The organism is Sphingobacterium sp. UT-1RO-CII-1 (assembly GCF_026711005.1).
Classification (GTDB): Bacteria; Bacteroidota; Bacteroidia; order Sphingobacteriales; family Sphingobacteriaceae; genus Sphingobacterium.
On record NZ_JAPPVJ010000003.1, the window covers coordinates 446,066 to 460,144 of the forward strand.

12 protein-coding genes are annotated in these 14,079 nt (G+C 38.7%); 4 read left to right on the forward strand and 8 right to left on the reverse strand.

Annotation, left to right across the window (positions count from 1 at the left end; all coding sequences use genetic code 11):
• Nucleotides 1-34 precede the first annotated feature (34 nt).
• The 3 genes from ORI89_RS09315 to ORI89_RS09325 all read right to left on the reverse strand — a co-directional run bounded on the left by ORI89_RS09315 (nucleotide 35) and on the right by ORI89_RS09325 (nucleotide 2,567).
• Nucleotides 35-934, reverse strand: a complete 900-nt coding sequence (locus tag ORI89_RS09315) for a class I SAM-dependent methyltransferase (protein WP_268230192.1) — start codon at nucleotides 932-934, stop codon at nucleotides 35-37.
• Between the two features lie 96 nt (nucleotides 935-1,030).
• Nucleotides 1,031-1,786 carry an ABC transporter ATP-binding protein gene (locus tag ORI89_RS09320; protein WP_268230193.1) on the reverse strand — a complete coding sequence of 252 codons (756 nt, stop codon included), beginning with the start codon at nucleotides 1,784-1,786 and terminating at the stop codon, nucleotides 1,031-1,033.
• Between the two features lie 46 nt (nucleotides 1,787-1,832).
• Nucleotides 1,833-2,567, reverse strand: a complete 735-nt coding sequence (locus ORI89_RS09325) for an MlaE family ABC transporter permease (RefSeq protein WP_268230194.1) — start codon at nucleotides 2,565-2,567, stop codon at nucleotides 1,833-1,835.
• Nucleotides 2,568-2,831: 264 nt separating this feature from the next.
• On the opposite strand from ORI89_RS09325, the gene ispG reads away from it, so the two are divergent.
• Entirely contained in the window at nucleotides 2,832-4,832 is a 2,001-nt protein-coding gene (ispG, locus tag ORI89_RS09330; RefSeq protein ID WP_268230195.1) for a (E)-4-hydroxy-3-methylbut-2-enyl-diphosphate synthase, read from the forward strand.
• Between the two features lie 7 nt (nucleotides 4,833-4,839).
• Here ispG and ORI89_RS09335 read toward each other — a convergent pair whose 3' ends face one another.
• On the reverse strand, nucleotides 4,840-5,271 hold the full coding sequence (locus ORI89_RS09335; protein WP_268230196.1) for a T9SS type A sorting domain-containing protein: 432 nt from the start codon (nucleotides 5,269-5,271) through the stop codon (nucleotides 4,840-4,842).
• Nucleotides 5,272-5,493: 222 nt separating this feature from the next.
• On the opposite strand from ORI89_RS09335, the gene ORI89_RS09340 reads away from it, so the two are divergent.
• Nucleotides 5,494-7,446 (forward strand): KUP/HAK/KT family potassium transporter, encoded by a 1,953-nt coding sequence (locus tag ORI89_RS09340; protein ID WP_268230197.1) that lies wholly within the window; start codon nucleotides 5,494-5,496, stop codon nucleotides 7,444-7,446.
• A 47-nt stretch (nucleotides 7,447-7,493) separates the two neighbouring features.
• Here ORI89_RS09340 and ORI89_RS09345 read toward each other — a convergent pair whose 3' ends face one another.
• From ORI89_RS09345 to ORI89_RS09355, 3 genes are all read right to left on the reverse strand, one after another.
• Entirely contained in the window at nucleotides 7,494-9,203 is a 1,710-nt protein-coding gene (locus ORI89_RS09345; RefSeq protein ID WP_268230198.1) for an amino acid permease, read from the reverse strand.
• Nucleotides 9,204-9,297: 94 nt separating this feature from the next.
• Entirely contained in the window at nucleotides 9,298-9,981 is a 684-nt protein-coding gene (locus tag ORI89_RS09350) for a hypothetical protein (RefSeq protein ID WP_268230199.1), read from the reverse strand.
• Between the two features lie 232 nt (nucleotides 9,982-10,213).
• Complete coding sequence (locus ORI89_RS09355) at nucleotides 10,214-10,648, reverse strand: hypothetical protein (protein ID WP_268230200.1); 435 nt, start codon at nucleotides 10,646-10,648, stop codon at nucleotides 10,214-10,216.
• Between ORI89_RS09355 and ORI89_RS09360 the strand changes: the two genes are divergently transcribed.
• Complete coding sequence (locus tag ORI89_RS09360) at nucleotides 10,647-10,781, forward strand: hypothetical protein (protein ID WP_268230201.1); 135 nt, start codon at nucleotides 10,647-10,649, stop codon at nucleotides 10,779-10,781. The genes ORI89_RS09355 and ORI89_RS09360 overlap by 2 nt on opposite strands.
• A 640-nt stretch (nucleotides 10,782-11,421) precedes the next feature.
• Here ORI89_RS09360 and ORI89_RS09365 read toward each other — a convergent pair.
• Nucleotides 11,422-12,420 (reverse strand): helix-turn-helix transcriptional regulator, encoded by a 999-nt coding sequence (locus ORI89_RS09365; RefSeq protein WP_268230202.1) that lies wholly within the window; start codon nucleotides 12,418-12,420, stop codon nucleotides 11,422-11,424.
• Between the two features lie 377 nt (nucleotides 12,421-12,797).
• Between ORI89_RS09365 and ORI89_RS09370 the strand changes: the two genes are divergently transcribed.
• Nucleotides 12,798-13,949: a sialidase family protein gene (locus ORI89_RS09370; protein ID WP_268230203.1), complete on the forward strand. Its 1,152-nt coding sequence runs from the start codon at nucleotides 12,798-12,800 to the stop codon at nucleotides 13,947-13,949.
• The last annotated feature ends 130 nt before the right edge of the window (nucleotides 13,950-14,079 follow it).

The window sequence follows — 14,079 nt, forward strand, 5'->3', positions numbered from 1 at the left end:
ATAACCTTTTTTCCTCAAAATATACGTAGTATCTCTATTTTGATATTTTTCTAAATTTACCAAAAACTCCAAGCGGCAATTTCGACCCTGCCGAAGCCTGCAGGTAAAGTTCGCCTACTTCTAAATTTTCAACCTTTGGAAGTGATGTACGAATCAGGTTCTCAACAATCACAGATGAGAAACCCAATGAGTAAGTATTTAATATCAAAAAATGCTCTGATGGGTCAAGTAACTTTACCACATCCCGCATCATCTCTGTAATATGGTCTTCTAGTTTCCACTTCTCCCCCTTAGGTCCATGCCCGTAAGCAGGAGGGTCTAAAATTATACCGTTATACGTATTGCCTCGTTTTAATTCTCTTTTCACAAACTTAAGAGCGTCCTCTACCACCCATCTTATATCCGTTAGCCCAGACAGTTCTTGATTTTCATTTGCCCAAGTCACGACCTGCTTTATCGAGTCAACATGTGTAGTGTCCGCACCTGCTGCTTTAGCAATCAAAGAAGCGCCTCCGGTATATGCAAAGAGATTAAGTACTTTAGGAGTCTTAGTTTTAAAAGATTTTACTGTGGAAGATATATAGTCCCAATTGACTGCCTGTTCTGGAAAAACCCCAACATGCTTAAAGGATGTGAGCCCTAAACGAAGTTTAATAGCTACATCATTATTTTTATACGAAACATACCAACGGTCTTTAGTTTTTGGACTTTTCTTCATCCAATCGCCCGTTGTTGCCGATCGTCCATTAAATTTTATGTGATAACGTTTCTGCCATTCATCTTCTGACAAAGATTTTGGCCATACTGCCTGCGGTTCGGGTCTTATGAGAATCACTTCACCAAAACGTTCCAACTTCTCAAAATTACCACAGTCAATTAGCTCATAGTCTTTCCAATTTTCTGGAGACAATAATTGTATGTTCGTTTTCGTCATGGCGAAAAAATAGAATAAGATGTAAAAATAAATCCCGCAAAAGTACCAACTTATTCCCGCCCCTACAACATAAAACCCAGAGGATATTTAAATCATTTACTTTATAGCCTCCCTTGCCGCTTTCATCAATGGGCTTGCAAAAACAAAATCATTCAGTTCAGGAGCATCAGACTGTAACATATCCTTATTAGACCCCTCCCAAAACTTCTGTCCTTTATATAAAAAAAGGATATAGTCACCAATTCCCATCACCGAGTTCATATCATGCGTCACAACAATGGTTGTACATTGATATTCCTCAGTCAGTTCTTGAATAAGCTCATCTATCAGAATGGAAGTAGCAGGATCCAATCCTGAATTTGGCTCGTCACAGAATAAGTATTTTGGCCCCATACTAATGGCCCTTGCAATACCTACCCGTTTTTTCATTCCTCCTGAAAGCTCAGCAGGATATAATTTATTTGTATTTTTCAGATTAACCCGCTCAAGACAAAAATTCGCTCTATCAAGTTTTTCCTCTTTGCTCATGTCGCTGAACATATCCAATGCGAAAACAATATTTTGCTCAACAGTCATGGAATCAAATAATGCTGAATTTTGAAACAGCATACCTATTTCTCGTCGAATAGGGACCCTTTCTTCAAAGGTCATATCGGTGAACAGCTGCTTATCGAATAAAACTTCACCTTCATTAGGCTCATGTAACCCCACTATACATTTCAGGAGTGTGCTTTTTCCAGAACCTGAGCCTCCAATGATTAAGCTTACCTTTCCTGGTTCAAAAATAGCATCAATCCCACTTAACACTATATTATCACCAAATGCTTTATGTATATTTTGAATCTCAATCATTTCTATCCTTAAAAAAACATGTAAATACGGCGTAAATTATAATAAACTAAAGCATCAGTGCTGTAATTATATAATCGCAAACCAATATCGTAATACAACCGATCACTACCGCCTGCGTACCGGCTTGCCCTACTTCTAAAGCCCCGCCTCGTACGTTAAAACCTTTATAAGCAGGCACAGTTGTAATGACAAAACCAAATATAAAAGCTTTAGCCAAAGCGACTACTATTGTAAAACCATTAAAGCCTCCTTGTATACCTTGTATATAGTCATTCGGAGCTACTGCTCCGGATAAAGCTCCACCGATCAAACCACCGGTAATAGCACAAAAAATAGCTATAACAACCAAAACCGGCATCATCACAACCCCTGCTATCACCTTAGGTAAAATTAAATAGCCGGGAGCATTAATACCCATAATCTCTAAAGCATCAATCTGTTCTGTAACACGCATTGACCCAATTTGAGAAGATATAGAAGAGCCCACTTTACCCATCAGCACCAAGGCAGAAATGGTAGGGCCTAATTCTAAAATGTTAGAATCTCGGTTAATTTGCCCTATAACGGTTGATGGGATTAGGTCTGACACCAACTGGAAGGCAATCTGCAAAGTCATGACCGCACCTATAAAAGTGGAAATAATGACAATCAAACTGATTGATCCTACGCCTATTTCATTCATTTCATGAAAGATCTCTTTTATGTATATGCGCCACTTTTCAGGTTTTTTAAAAACCTTTTTTAATAACAATACATAGGCACCAAAATGATGAAATATCATAAAAACTATAACTCATTGATTAAACATTACCGCAAGATACACATTTGTAGTTAAGATTTCTGACCGTTTTTTCTCTTTATTTTCATTCAGATATCTCTTAATTTTCAAAAAAACACAAGCTAACTGTTCTACATTTCACCTCCCCTATTTAACATTGGCCAATGTAGTTAACAGCCTTACTTGTATGCTCGATAAACGTGCTATTTACAATTTACCCTATATTTTTCAATATTGCAATTACAATAACTAACTTTGCGGTAACAGATGAGCACGAAAAATACGATCAAATTAGCAGGAGGGTATTGCAACTCCAAGACAAACTATCATAGGTTTTTAACCAGAGAAATCAATATTGGTCATATTCCTATGGGAGGCAATAACCCTATACGTATTCAAAGCATGACAACAGTCGACACGATGGATACAATGGGGTCTGTCGAGCAAACTATCCGAATGGTAGAAGCCGGTTGCGAATATGTACGCATTACAGCGCCAAGTATTAAAGAGGCTGAAAATTTAGCTAATATAAAAAAAGAGCTCAAACTCCGCGGATACGATGTACCGCTAGTTGCAGATATTCATTTTACACCCAATGCTGCAGAAGTCGCAGCAAGAATTGTAGAAAAAGTAAGAATTAATCCTGGCAACTATGCTGACAAGAAAAAATTCCAGCAGATTGAATATACAGAAGCAGAGTATCAGGGAGAATTAGATCGTATTTTTAAGAAATTCACACCGCTTGTAAAAATCTGTCAAGAATATGGTACTGCGATGCGTATCGGAACCAATCACGGTTCTTTATCAGACCGTATCATGAGCCAATATGGAGATACGCCTGAGGGTATGGTAGAATCTGCCTTGGAATTCATGCGCATGTGTGAAAGCTTAAGTTATCATGACCTTGTCGTTTCGATGAAATCGTCAAACCCACAAGTCATGATAAAAGCCTACAGACTTCTAGTAGAGCGTATGACCGCCGAAGGAATGAATTATCCGCTTCATTTAGGGGTTACAGAAGCTGGTGATGGCGAAGATGGTCGCATCAAGTCTGCCGTTGGTATAGGCACGCTCTTGGAAGATGGTATCGGCGATACAGTACGTGTATCACTAACCGAAGAGCCAGAGTACGAAGCTCCTGTAGCCATAGCACTTGTTAATCGTTATATCGACAGAAAAAACAATTTAGAAAAATCAAGCGCGAGCGATATAATAAACATCGCAAACGATACCTCAACAGAAGCATATTTATCAAAAGAGGTAAATACATTTGTCGGCGGTTCTTTAGTACCTCGAGTAATAGTAGATATCTCAGGCGAAAATCTTAAAGACCCTTTCATATTAAGCAACGTAGGCTATCGTTACGATGCCATTAACGACAAATATCACATGGGCGATCAGTCTGTAGATTTTGTTTACTTAGGCACAAACCTACCGTCTTTTACTTTACCTGGAAACTTAAAAGTAATATACGATTATGCCACTTGGGCAGAATTAAAAAACAAGGCAAACAAACACCCGCTTTACAGTCTGGCGACATATAATGCTGCCGAATTAAAAGATGCCGCATTAAACCTGATTGAACTGACAAATGAAGATCTTTTAAGTGAAGACTTTGCTGCACTAGAAATCAGTGATAATATAGTATTCATACTAGAAACTCAGCAGATTCATGGAATGGCAGACCAGCGTCAGTTCTTCAGAAATCTACAATCTTTAGGTCTACAAGTTCCGGTCATTATCAAACGTTCGTACGCAAAAGAAGATTTCAGTGGCTCATTAGGCGATATTATGAGCCCAGAAGAACCTATTTCAAAAATACAGATTTATGCGGCCACAGATATGGGCGCACTACTTGTAGATGGGCTAGGATCTGGTATTTGGATTGACTCTATAGCAACGCCGATAGATAAAATTGCTTCGCTTTCTTTTGGCATACTACAAGCCACGAGATCTAGGATATCCAAAACCGAATACATTTCATGTCCTAGTTGCGGACGTACCCTCTTCGACCTGCAAGAGACCACGCAAATGATTCGCAGCAGAACCAATCATCTAAAAGGGTTAAAAATAGGGATTATGGGATGTATAGTGAATGGCCCTGGAGAAATGGCTGATGCAGATTATGGTTATGTGGGCGCTGGCCCAGACAAAATAACGCTCTATAGAGGAAAAGAAGTGGTTAAAAAGAATGTTAGCTCAGCCAATGCGCTTGATGAACTTATTGAAATCATTAAAAATGATGGGCATTGGGTAGAAGCAGAATAAGCAATTACTACCTAACAGATATACGCTTAACAATTGTTTCTGTTCCTGAAGTAACACGAACAAAGTAAAAACCGGTTGATAATTTAGAATTCGTATCATAGGATAGGTTTTGCACCCCTTCATCCATTCGAGTGTTTGCTAAGTTTAAAACTTCACTCCCTAACGCATCCATTACTTTAATAGATACAACCTGTTGTTTATTTAATTTAAACGTTACGGTTATTTGCTCCGCAATGGGATTATAAAACACCTTAACATTTGTTATTATTTTTTCCACCTCTTCATCTACCAATCCTGAAGGCTGAGCAGAAGATTTAAAGACATGAGTAAGATTTGATGGCGATTTTAGGTTATAACGCATAGCGAATGCTCCATGCGAGGTTAATATCCCCACACTCAAAATCATCACTAACACTATATTCCTAACTATTCCTATCATTCTTACTTTTAGACTAACAAAGAGATCTTCGGTTTAAAACCTAAATATACACTTTTTATTATCAATGTATATATACAAAGTTATATCTTTTGATCCCAGAACTAACATAATGTTAAAAAAAAACACCCCTTTTAACAATTTTTAACAAGATTACACGTTGTATTTAAATTTAGCATAAATTTGTCGCCGGTTTTACGTGCATTTTGAGCACAATATACGAGTATGAAAGCAACAAAACTACAAGATAACCACAAGCTTAGCCTTGCTGGACTGCTTATAAGTTTAGGTATTATTTTTGGAGATATCGGCACTTCGCCTTTATATGTGGTCAAAGCTATTTTTAACAAAGGCATTATAGAAAAAGACCTGATTCTAGGAAGTCTGTCCTGCGTATTCTGGACATTAACTCTTCAAACAACTATCAAATACGTCTGGATTACTTTAAATGCAGACAACAAGGGTGAAGGCGGAATTTTGTCGCTCTACTCCCTTGTAAGGAAAAAAGCAAAATGGTTAATAATCCCCGCTATAATCGGGGGTAGCACACTCCTTGCGGACGGGATGATCACCCCTGCTATTACAATATCTTCCGCCATTGAGGGATTAGCCATTAACAACCCTACCACGCCCACTACGCCAATCGTTATAATTATCATCAGTATACTATTTCTCATCCAGCGATTTGGCACTTCGATTGTCGGCCGAATCTTCGGGCCATTAATGTTGATATGGTTTACGATGATAGGAGTATTAGGTTTTTTATATGTAAAAGAAGTGCCGAGCATCTTTCAGGCTATAAACCCCTATTATGCAATCAGTACTATTATTAGCCATCCAAATGCCCTCTTCTTAATCGGCGCTATCTTTCTATGCACCACAGGTGCCGAAGCCTTGTATTCGGACATGGGGCATTGCGGGAAGGCCAATATTAGAATCAGTTGGATTTATGTAAAAATAGCACTCATACTAAATTACTTTGGGCAGGGAGCCTGGTTGTTAAAACATGCCGGGACAGCTATTGGAGAACAGAACCCTTTCTATGCGATAATGCCTCCTAGCTTTGTGGTTTACGGAGTAGCTATCGCTACTATAGCAGCAGTTATTGCCAGCCAAGCGATGATATCCGGTTCTTTCACTTTAATTTCAGAAGCTGTACGTCTAAACATATGGCCTAAAGTTACTATACGCTACCCAAGTGATCATAAAGGCCAGCTCTATGTGCCTTCTATCAATCTTATTCTCTACATCGGGTGTATGCTGATCATAGCCGTGTTCGAAAAATCCAGCAATATGGAAGCTGCATATGGTTTAGCTATAAACATGACCTTTATCATGACTACTATCCTGATGTGCTTTTTCTTAGCTCGGGTACATGTACCCAAAATTTGGATAATTATTTTCGCTTTATTCTATTTTACAATAGAGTTTTCCTTCTTATTGGGCAATTTCGTAAAAATAGAACACGGGGGCTGGCTAACACTCCTATTAGCTTCTGTATTATTTATTGTTATGTTCTCCTGGCATAGTGCGCGAAAAATTAAAAACAGGTATGTTAGGTTTGTTAACATTAAATCATATTTTCCGATGATTTCCGAACTAAGTGAAGACACTTCTGTACCTCTTTTTGCTTCGCACCTGGTATATCTGACCAGTGCAAACAATAAAGATGAAATTGAGTCGAAAATCATTTATTCTATTATAAATAAGAAACCTAAAAGAGCCGACGTTTACTGGCTAGTCCACGTAGATGTCATGGACAATCCGCATACCAAAGAATACATAGTGGAGCAGCTTATACCAAACAAGCTTATACGTATAGATTTTAAACTGGGCTTTCGTGAAGAACAGCGCATCAGTCTTTTATTCCGCAAAGTAGTTGAAGATATGGTCAGTAAAGGTGAAATTGATATTACGAGCAAATACAACACCTTGCGCAAACATAAAATAGCAGGCGACTTTAACTTCGTCGTACTTGAAAAAACATTAACACCAACGAGCGACATAAGATGGCATGAAAAAATAATACTCGACATCTACAAACTATTAAAACGATTCAGTTTATCGGAGGAGAAAGGTTTTGGTTTAGACAGTAGTTTTGTCACTCTAGAACGTGTACCTCTCAATATACCCGACACCAAAGAGGTTGTTCTACATCGGTTAGATAAGCCTGTATAAAACTTATATCGAAAAGAAAGAAGGGGTGACATCAGCCCTTCTTTCTTTTATTTTTCTATTCCTAATCTAGATTTTAAATTATTTTTAAGCTTCGAATTTTTATAGCCATATAGAAAATAGATACCCAAACCAATAATTAACCAAATAAGAAAAATAAACCAATTACTAGTTCCCAATTCAGTCATTAAATACAGGTTGACCAAGATTCCCATTACCGGTAGCAGAGAAAAACTATGTTTAAAGCTCAACACGGCCAACACCAACCACGTCCCCCAAAATACCACTACTAATGATTTATGGAGAATTACCTCTTTTGTGCCCAAAGTTTTCCATTCAGCCAGACTATCCTGCCCGTAATAAAACTGCGCTATAGCAGCTACAATAAAACCTAAGGCAACCAAATATTTACCATTCACATAAGGCACCCGAAATTTAGCCTTTTTAGACAGTCCTGATTTATCCATATATAACACGCCGCCGCATACTAATATAAATGCGAAAAATGTGCCGACAGAAGTTAGGTCAACAAAAAAATCCATTTTCAGAAAAAGGGCCGGTATAGCCACGACAAACCCTGTCACAATAGTTGCAAATGATGGTGTTTTATACTTCGGATGTATCTTTGAAAACTTCTTCCACAATAAACCATCACGGCTCATGGTCATCCATATCCGGGGTTGAGCTAGCTGAAAAACTAACAAAGCACTTGTTATCGCTATTACAGATGTCACGGAGATAATACCCGCCATTTGATCAAAACCTACGTATGAAAAAACATACGCTAATGGATCTTTCACATTTAAAGCCGTATAATTCACCATACCGGTCAGCACTAAAGTTATCGCCACATACAAAACCGCACATATAACCAAACAATAAATCATAGCTCTCGGGAGATCCCGCTGTGGGTTTTTACATTCTTCTGCTGTGGTCGATATAGAATCAAAACCGATAAAAGCAAAAAACACCGCAGCAACACCACTCAGCACTCCTTTCATACCATTTGGTGCGAATGGTGTCCAATTTTCAGGTTTCACAAAAAAGGCGCCTCCTATAATTACTGCTAAAATAATACCCACCTTAATAATCACCATAATATTACTGGCTTTCTGCGACTCCCGAATACCGATATAAACAAGCAGGGTCACAAAAACGGTAATTAGCCCTGCCGGAAGATCAAAAATTATAGGAATATCACCTATTCTAGGAGCACTTTCATAAGCTTGTACTGCAATTTTATCAATACCTTCCAATTGCTCAGCCCCTATCTTCAACATCTTCTCATGCGCTTCCAAGGCATAACTAGGCGCCATGGTTAACCATTTAGGGATTATTAAGCCAAAGCCCTCACACATGGACACAAAATATTGAGACCAGGATATTGCTACAACCATATTAGAAACAGCATACTCTAACACCAAAGCCCAACCTATTATCCATGCGAAAAGCTCGCCAAAAGCGACATAGGCATATGTATATGCGCTTCCCGAAACAGGAACAGTACTTGCAAACTGAGCATAAGATAGTGCTGTAAACACACAGGCAAAAGCTACGAAAACAAATAAAAGAGAGACAGCGGGGCCGCCATTATACGCTGCCAGACCTATTGTACTAAAGATTCCAGCCCCAACTATCGCTGCAATACCTAACGACACTAAATCGCGAACGCCCAATATTTTTGCCAATCCGGAACTATGATTTTTAGAATCTTCCAAAATTTGGTCAACGCTTTTCTTCCTGAAAAGTTGATCTTTCATATTTGTATAGAATAATTGCTGTTTACTTTTGTATCAACAAAGATGATAATTTTAATTTATCTGACAAGCCGACCTCGGTTTTATTGACGTTCTTTTATTTCCAGATACTATTTAAAGGAGTAATCGTTTTCACCAATTCTTCGGTCTTATCCAGTTCCCCAAGATATGCTGTATAAAGGGTATTATACTCTTCGATATACTCGTCTAATAATACGTATACATCATTTGTTGTTTTTAGAAACTCCTTTAGGTCTTTATCCAAACTTGTTATATCTACATTGCTATCCTCGGGATGCTTCGTTAATATTTCGTCCAATAGTGTGAAGTTTGCGGGGTCTATATTTGCTGCTGTTCTTGTAAAATACTTTTGTACAATCTCTCCGTAGAGAGTCTGTTTAGGTCCTAAATGGTCGTAAAATTTTATTAAGTTCTGTTGGTGTTTATATACTGTATTGCAGTAGTCCCGAAGCTCTATCTGCAGCTTCATATCTAAATCAATGTGCAGGTTGGGGTTTCCAAAATCTATCTGTGGCTTGTAGAAATTATAAATATTTTCTAACTCTTTTCTACCCCCTATCAGCCTATTTAAATCTATATAGTAGAGCATGGCGTCTGCTTTTTCTTTTTCAAACTCTACTTTCATCTGCCACACAGTATTATGTGCATATACATAATTTTGTAATGCTTGTTCCTCTGCTACAGAATAAATACGTTCTTCCTTAAGTTTTAAGTGGTAAATAATTTCTCGCAGTGGATGTCTTATTAGAATTGTTTCCATTTTTTATCTTTCTGTCCGACTATGCACAAATCTATATTTGCTATTAGCCCTGGATTTTACAATTGGTAAACTAAACTTACATAAAAAACCCACATGAATGAAATACAGTATTGAAATTCACATTTATGCAGGTTTTTTTATGTTCATCTGCCTAGAAAGTTTGACCTATTGGCAGAATCTTTTGAAAAAGCAAGCAGAGAAACTTTATACGAAGTTGCCCTGCTTGCCAGATTCACACGACCACGCAGCGTGCAGTTTCACTGTAGTTTATCACAAGCGGATCAGAGCTAAGATATGCAGCTCTAAATTCATAGACTTTCAAATACTCGAGATTCGTCAGAAGTGTTTTCGAACTAGAACTCAGTACTTTTGTCCACTGCGCTTCTTCATCCGCTTTCCTGTATTCGAACTGGTAGAACCGTGCCGGCTTCCAGTGCTTTACACGAATATGCACGCTGTTTGTGCCCGGGTGCAACACTTCAGCGCGCAAGTCAGTCGGTTTTGGTGCTATACCTATAGGTGTGCGGTTGTCTTTTGAGGGGGTAAACCCAGCGGCTAAAATTAACGCAGGATCGCCTTGCGCAATAGTTTCGACATACAACGATAGGTTGTACAGCAATTTTTTTAGCGCAATTGCGTGCTGGTTTTTTAATACCACTTGTCGCATGTCGCGAAACCTAGCTTCTGTCATGCTGCGTTTAAATGTTTCTATTGCCGCCTCCAAATCATCCATAGTTGGGTTGGGCTCTGTGAAAATACTGGCATTTTCTCTTGTTTTTACCAGTACTGATTCGGCGTAGTGTAGCAGCTTTGCTGCGCTTCCGATTTTTGATAATAATGTTGGCTTTGCCATAATAATAAAAATTTAATTAAACCATCTGTTTCATTGTACTACAAACGTAGAGACGAAAAACCTATAAGAGGTGGGGAATCGAGCCAATCTGAAAAACAGAGCTCACTTTCTGCTGGCTAGATATTATACCTTTAGCATAATTGACTTTGCAAAAAGTTCATTAAGCATCTGTAAAAGCTGTTTTTTAGGTCTTTTTTCTCATTCTGCAGGCAGAAACTTGTAAACCTTCTGCAGAATATTTCATTCTGCATATACGATGCAGTATTTAGTAGTAGTTTTACGGTGGTCTGGATGCAGAATTTTCTATTCTGGTGCCACTCTGCTCCTATCTGAGCACACGATGCGGTATTTAGTAGTAGTTTTACGACGGTCTGGATGCAGAGTTTTCTATTCTACTATCAGTCTGTTTCACTCTGCATGCACGATGCGGTATTCAGCAGTAACTTTAGGTTACTCTGCATGCCGAGCTCTCTCTTATGTTGCCATTCTGCTTCTTTCTACGTGCACTGTATTGTGTTTAGCAGTGGTTTGAAGTCAGTTGTATGAGGTGTATCAGCTAGGGACAGCTAGGACAAATCAATATACTATCAAGATCGCTTTTGATAATATGGCATACGTAATCCTAATTGTGCTTGTTGCGTTTGAGCCCTATAATTTCTAGGGCTTTTTTGAAATTTTCGTTTAAATACACTGCTGAAATATTTAGGACATGAAAAGTGCAGTGTATAGGCAATATCACTGATCGGTAGTTCTGTAAACATAATTAGCTCACGGGCTTTGTGAAGCTTGAGGTGTAAGATTAATCCGTTCACTGTGTGCGGCCTGCCTTCGAAGCTCCGTGTTAAACTTCTCACGCTGAGATGCATTGCTGACGCTATTTTTTCTAAGGTTAGATTTTCAGCATAATGTGTTCCGATGTATTTCACTGCTCGATGATAATTTTGAATATCACTTTGCTCGGGCTCTGGACTTATCGGGCTTTTGTTTTCTTGCAGAATATGATTGAGTAGCTTTAAGTTCCATGCCGCCATCATTATTGGCCCGCTATAGGGCAGGAAGTCGAGTTTCCTTAAGGATTCTAAAATACTGATCAGTCGAGCCGAAACTTTGGCTTTACCCACAGGCCAATCTTGCGTCTGCTTGCTTGCAAACTCTTTGAGAGGGGCTAAAGCTGGAAACTCTTCTGCTAGTGGCTCAAATGTTAGTTGCCGAAACCTCACTGCAAACAACCAAAATTTTGTTTTATAAATATCTATATCTAACTGATTACGCTTACTGGCCAATGTAAATGTTTCACCATATTCGAGGTTAATCTGTGGCTCGACATTGAGTTTATAGTCACCCAGCAGAGCAATAAATATCCAGAGGGAAGGGCTTTCTTGTTTCAAGCTAAGTTTATCGTTGCCTTCGCTTGCTTGGTCTTTTACTTCTATCCATTGAAAATCATTATTCTTAAAACTACGGTGTCCCAAAGCGGTCTGTATGGTTTGCACAGGCATGCTATTCAGAAAGGACAGGTAGCCGCTGTATTTTGTTGATGCTGGCACCCCATGCCTAGCTGAGAGATGGGCGAAGTTTAATGACATAATCTAAATAAGTTGGATAATTAAACCAATATACAGATAAATATAGTTGTTTCACATTGATGGAAGTGTCTTCTGCAGGATAAGCTTGATATATTTTCTGTCGCTATAGCCCGATCTATTAAATCGTCAGCGCGCGGGTAAATAGAACCTTAACGACACCCCGCCGTGCACGCGGTTATAGCGGCCGTTCTTTAATTTCATAAATACTAATCAAACTTAATTCATGGAGTCAAATTCAACCAAAACAGTTAAACAATATGTTTACTAGTAATAAGATATAAGTTATTTTAATACAAAACATTGAAAATAAACTACAATATTTTGGATTGTAGGAATATTACATTTGTATCGTAACTAAACATAAAACTAGACTGATTATGAAATATCTGTTCATTTCTTTACTAATTGCATCATGCCTTCTGACATTTGGACAACATAACGAAAGCCAAATTCAACATACCAAAGTGTTTCACGAGAAAGGTATGTATGCTGGCTGGCCCGCCAACCACGGAATATGGATATGGGACAATGAAATACTCGTTGGTTTCTCAAAAGGCTACCATAAAGACATGGGGCATAGCAAGCATAATATTGATCGCGACAAACCTGAGGTACATCTTTTTGCCCGAAGTCTAGATGGCGGGGCTACATGGACTATTGAAGATCCCTCCAAGAAAGGTTTAGTATCTCACGGATTCTCTGCAGGCAAAGCACGAAAAGATATATCCAAACCAAAAAAATTAACACAGAAAATAAATTTCAAACACCCCGATTTTGCAATGACGCTAAGGTCTAACTCAATTTCAGCAGGGAGCTCTTGGTTTTGGTATTCTTACGATAGAGGGAAAAGCTGGGATGGTCCATTTGAATTAGCACAGCTGAAGCTAAAAGGCACGGCCGCAAGAACAGACTACTTAATAGATAGTGAAGATCAGTGTACAGCTTTTATTACCGTTGCAAAGGCGAATGGTGAAGAAGGACGAATAGCAGCTATACGTAGCAAAGACGGAGGAATGTCATGGAATTTTTTATCGTGGATAGGTGACGAACCTGAAGGCTTCGCTATTATGCCGGCTTCGGTACGCCTATCGGAAACAGATATTATAGTGGCACAAAGAAGAAGAGAGGAAACTCAGCGGTTTATCGCTTTGAGCCTCTCAAAAGATAACGGACGCACCTGGGAATCTCTGAATAACCCTGTGGAAGATACGGGAATAGGCAACCCGCCTGCAATGATCAAACTACAAGACGGTCGGTTATGCTTAGTTTATGGATATAGAGCGGATTACGAAAGTATTCAAAAAGGCACTAAAACAAGTGGCATCAGAGCTTTATTGAGTAGTGATAACGGACGGACTTGGAGCAAAGAGTTCGTATTACGCAAGGATGGCTCAGGGCAAGACATTGGTTATTCCAGAATCGTACAACGTAAGGATGGAAAGATCGTCATCGTTTATTACTTCATGGACAGCATTACAGGACCTGAACGGTACATAGGATCTACAATATGGACACCGCCAGCAGAATAAAATAATCTTGAGAACTTCGTTTCTCTAAATTTTAAATGCACTCACACTGTCTTAGCCTTGACAGTGCGAGTGCATTTAATCATTTTCTGCGTGCCTAAAACTAAGCTATAGCGGTATCAGATCTAAGTGA